This window comes from Moorena sp. SIO2C4 (assembly GCF_010672485.1).
GTDB classification, from domain to species: domain Bacteria; phylum Cyanobacteriota; class Cyanobacteriia; order Cyanobacteriales; family Coleofasciculaceae; genus Moorena; species Moorena producens.
On the sequence record NZ_JAAHGN010000958.1, the window covers coordinates 1 to 2,974 of the forward strand.

Consider the following 2,974-nt stretch of genomic DNA (forward strand, 5'->3'; position numbering starts at 1 on the left):
TCTCTCTCCCATCAGGTACAAAGGGATCCCCCTAAATCCCCCTTATAAAGGGGGACTTTGAGGCTCAAAAGCGTACCTCATAAATGCAATAAACGCTATAGCTTATGGCTGATAGCTGATAGCTGATAACTGATAACTGATAACTGATAGCTGATAGCTGATAGCTGATAGCTGATATGGAAATTCCGAAATTACTCAATACTCAAATCGGTGATGTAGCAGCTACATCCCTACTGACTTTGTATTGCCATGCCCTAGAAAGCCAGTCAAAAGACCCAATTTTATTGGATCCATTAGCTGTTGAAATCACTGACAAATTAACTCCTGAATTATCCCAGTCAGATAACAAGCTTTATCATAGCTTAGCTAAGGGCAAGGTAGAAAAAAAATTGGTGGTTCATGTGGCTATGCGCGCCAAACGCTATGATGATTATACCAGAAATTTCCTGGAGCGATCGCATAAGCGATGCAGCGCGGTCTTGGGGGTTTCCCCCATGAGCGACTGCATCAAGAACAGAATTGTTGTTAATATTGGTTGTGGATTGGATACTCGTTTCCACCGGATCGATAACGGAAAGGTTATCTTCTATGACCTGGATTTACCAGAGGTGATAGCGGTTAAAAAGAAATTGTTACCAGAAACTGACCGCTATCGCTTTATTCCGTCTTCGGTATTTAATTATGAATGGATGGAACTAATCAGAGAGTTGAAGGCTGATTCAGTTTTATTTATGGCAGAAGGCGTGTTTATGTACCTTCAAGAAGAGGAAGTAAAATCATTAGTATTGAAACTGCAATCAACTTTTCCAGGCTGTGAACTTATTGCTGAATTTGTCAAGGCTCCTTGGTTAAAGCCGCCCCTGCGAGCAATCATCAACAGAAAATTACAACAGGATTTGCATTTGGGAAAAGATGCCACTTTCAAGTTTGGTATTAAAGACAGTAAAGACTTGGAGGCTTGGAATCCAGGGCTTGAATTCCTTGATGATTGGTTTTATCTTGATGAACCAGAAAAGAAACTTGGTTTGCTGAGAGTTTTCAAAGATATTCCATTTTTCAGGAAAATACTGTGGACTGCTCGCTATAAGATGAATTGAAAGGGAATCGGGAGTAGGGAGTAGGCAAGAGGCAAGAGGCAAGAGGCAAGTCCAGTAGGGTGCGTTAGGGGCGGACTTGCCCTCATCTTGAACCTTGTAGCCAGCGTTGAGATAGTCCGCACCGTAACGCACCACTAAGGCAAGAGGCAAGAGGCAGAGTAATCTCTGAGACAGATGTTAATTCGTAACTACCAAGTATCAGATGCCAAAGCTGTGATTGATGTCTACAAAAATGCTATCATGGAGATAGCATCACAGGCTTATGATCGTAAACAAGTAGAGATTTGGTCATCCTATCCTAAAGATATCGATCAGTTTACGAAACGGCTGAGGATGGGAATAACACTTGTTGCGGTTGATGGCAATAAGGTGGCGGCTTTTGGTCAATTAAATCCCGCTAATCACATTGATTTACTGTTTACAGCAAAAGACTACTCTCGACAGGGATATGCTACAGCCATTTACCAACAATTAGAAGATGAAGCGTTAAGGCAAGGGGTTAGTTGTCTCTATACTGAAGCTAGCATAATTTCTAAGTATTTCTTTATCAAACAGGGATTTACTATCATTGAACCGGAGACTGTATTGCTTAGGGGGGTAGGGTTTGAACGGTTTAGGATGGAAAAGGTAATCTAAGCAGTCAGCGGTCAGCAGTCAGCGGTCAGCGGTCAGCGGTCAGGGGTCAGCGGTCAGGGGTCAGCAGTCAGCGGTCAGCGGTCAGTTTATTTTATTCAAAAGCTGTTCGGTGTAGCTTGCCCATAGCCCATTAGTTGATAGCTGAAAGCACCTCAAGTAGCGTGCGCGTAGCGCATAAGCTGATAGCTTAGGCTTTCCGATTGCTAAAATAGTAGACAAATTTGTTGTTTTGTTGAACAGTAGCGATCGCAAAAGCAGAGAGAATGCGATCGCTTATTTTTCTCCTCTACCCACCCTTGCAACACTTATAGTGCTTACCACCTGTTAGGGGCTTTCAACCTAGTGGTGCGTTACGGGTACGCACTAAATTCTTCATTCTTCATTCTTCATTCTTCATTCTAAATTCTTCATTCTAAATTCTTCATTCTTCATTCTTCATTCTTCATTCTTCATTCTTCATTCTTCATTCTAAATTCTAAATTCTTCATTCTTCATTCTTACAATTCCTCCAACAAAACATCTGGCAGACTACCAAGCATTTCATCCCAAGTATTGCCAGCCTGTAATGCTTCGATAACTATAGGAAGTGGTTCAGAAAAAATGTTAGGAAAGTCAGCTTCTGCGGGAAATCGAATGCTGAAAGCTAATTGCTCCTTTGGGGGATTGAACTGAGCATTAATTCCCTCACGGTTTCCTCTGGGATCAATTCGATACCAACCGAATTCAGCTAAGTAAACGGCATTCAAACCATGCAAACTGTAAGGCTCACCATCGTCATTAATACTTAATCGTTGATAACAAAAGCCTGCTGGAATTCCATTGGCTCGTAAGAGGGCAGCTAGCAAATGGCTTTTTGCATAACAATAACCGGTTTTATACTTAAGTACATCCGAGGCACGACAGGTGACAGGATTCATTTGATAGTCAACGCTATGACGAATTTGATCGCGAACCCATTCAAAACAGGCTTTTGCGATCGCATTCGATGTTTGATGCTCTAGGGCTATTGTCTTCGCCAGTTCCAGAACGCTAGGATGTTGCCAATCGATGATTGCAGTGGTTGGTAGATAGTCTTGTGTATTCTCCATGTTAAAAAGGGAGTCGGGAGTCGGGAGTCGGGAGTCGGGAATCGGGAATCGGGAGTCAGGAGTGAAAAAAATCCTAATTAAAGTAGGGTGGGCAAACTAATCTATAGCGTTTATAGGACTCATGAGGTACAAATGGATCCCCCTAAATCCCCC

The 2,974-nt window shown here is 42.4% G+C and carries 5 protein-coding genes; 2 read left to right on the forward strand and 3 right to left on the reverse strand.

From position 1 onward, the window contains the following. Window positions 1–64 precede the first annotated feature (64 nt). Window positions 65–199 (reverse strand): hypothetical protein, encoded by a 135-nt coding sequence (locus F6K20_RS31995; protein WP_287297448.1) that lies wholly within the window; start codon window positions 197–199, stop codon window positions 65–67. On the opposite strand from F6K20_RS31995, the gene F6K20_RS32000 reads away from it, so the two are divergent. Further along, complete coding sequence (locus F6K20_RS32000; protein WP_287297450.1) at window positions 177–1,097, forward strand: class I SAM-dependent methyltransferase; 921 nt, start codon at window positions 177–179, stop codon at window positions 1,095–1,097. The genes F6K20_RS31995 and F6K20_RS32000 overlap by 23 nt on opposite strands. Before the next feature lie 174 nt (window positions 1,098–1,271). Beyond that, window positions 1,272–1,733 carry a GNAT family N-acetyltransferase gene (locus F6K20_RS32005; RefSeq protein ID WP_287297452.1) on the forward strand — a complete coding sequence of 154 codons (462 nt, stop codon included), beginning with the start codon at window positions 1,272–1,274 and terminating at the stop codon, window positions 1,731–1,733. Window positions 1,734–1,814: 81 nt separating this feature from the next. On the opposite strand, the gene F6K20_RS32010 is transcribed toward F6K20_RS32005, so the two are convergent. Continuing rightward, a complete protein-coding gene (locus F6K20_RS32010) occupies window positions 1,815–1,952 on the reverse strand; it encodes a hypothetical protein (RefSeq protein WP_287297454.1) in 138 nt (45 codons plus the stop codon). Window positions 1,953–2,230: 278 nt separating this feature from the next. Next, the gene (locus tag F6K20_RS32015; RefSeq protein ID WP_287265254.1) at window positions 2,231–2,821 is read right to left on the reverse strand and encodes a transglutaminase-like domain-containing protein; all 591 of its coding nucleotides are present in this window, start codon (window positions 2,819–2,821) and stop codon (window positions 2,231–2,233) included. Between the last annotated feature and the right edge of the window lie 153 nt (window positions 2,822–2,974).

Bases quoted from the DNA above. Each gene is read 5' to 3' on its own strand.
- F6K20_RS32015 (WP_287265254.1), bottom strand. From the start codon at position 2,821: ATGGAGAATACACAAGACTATCTACCAACCACTGCAATCATCGATTGG.
- F6K20_RS32000 (WP_287297450.1), top strand. From the start codon at position 177: ATGGAAATTCCGAAATTACTCAATACTCAAATCGGTGATGTAGCAGCT.
- F6K20_RS32005 (WP_287297452.1), top strand. From the start codon at position 1,272: ATGTTAATTCGTAACTACCAAGTATCAGATGCCAAAGCTGTGATTGAT.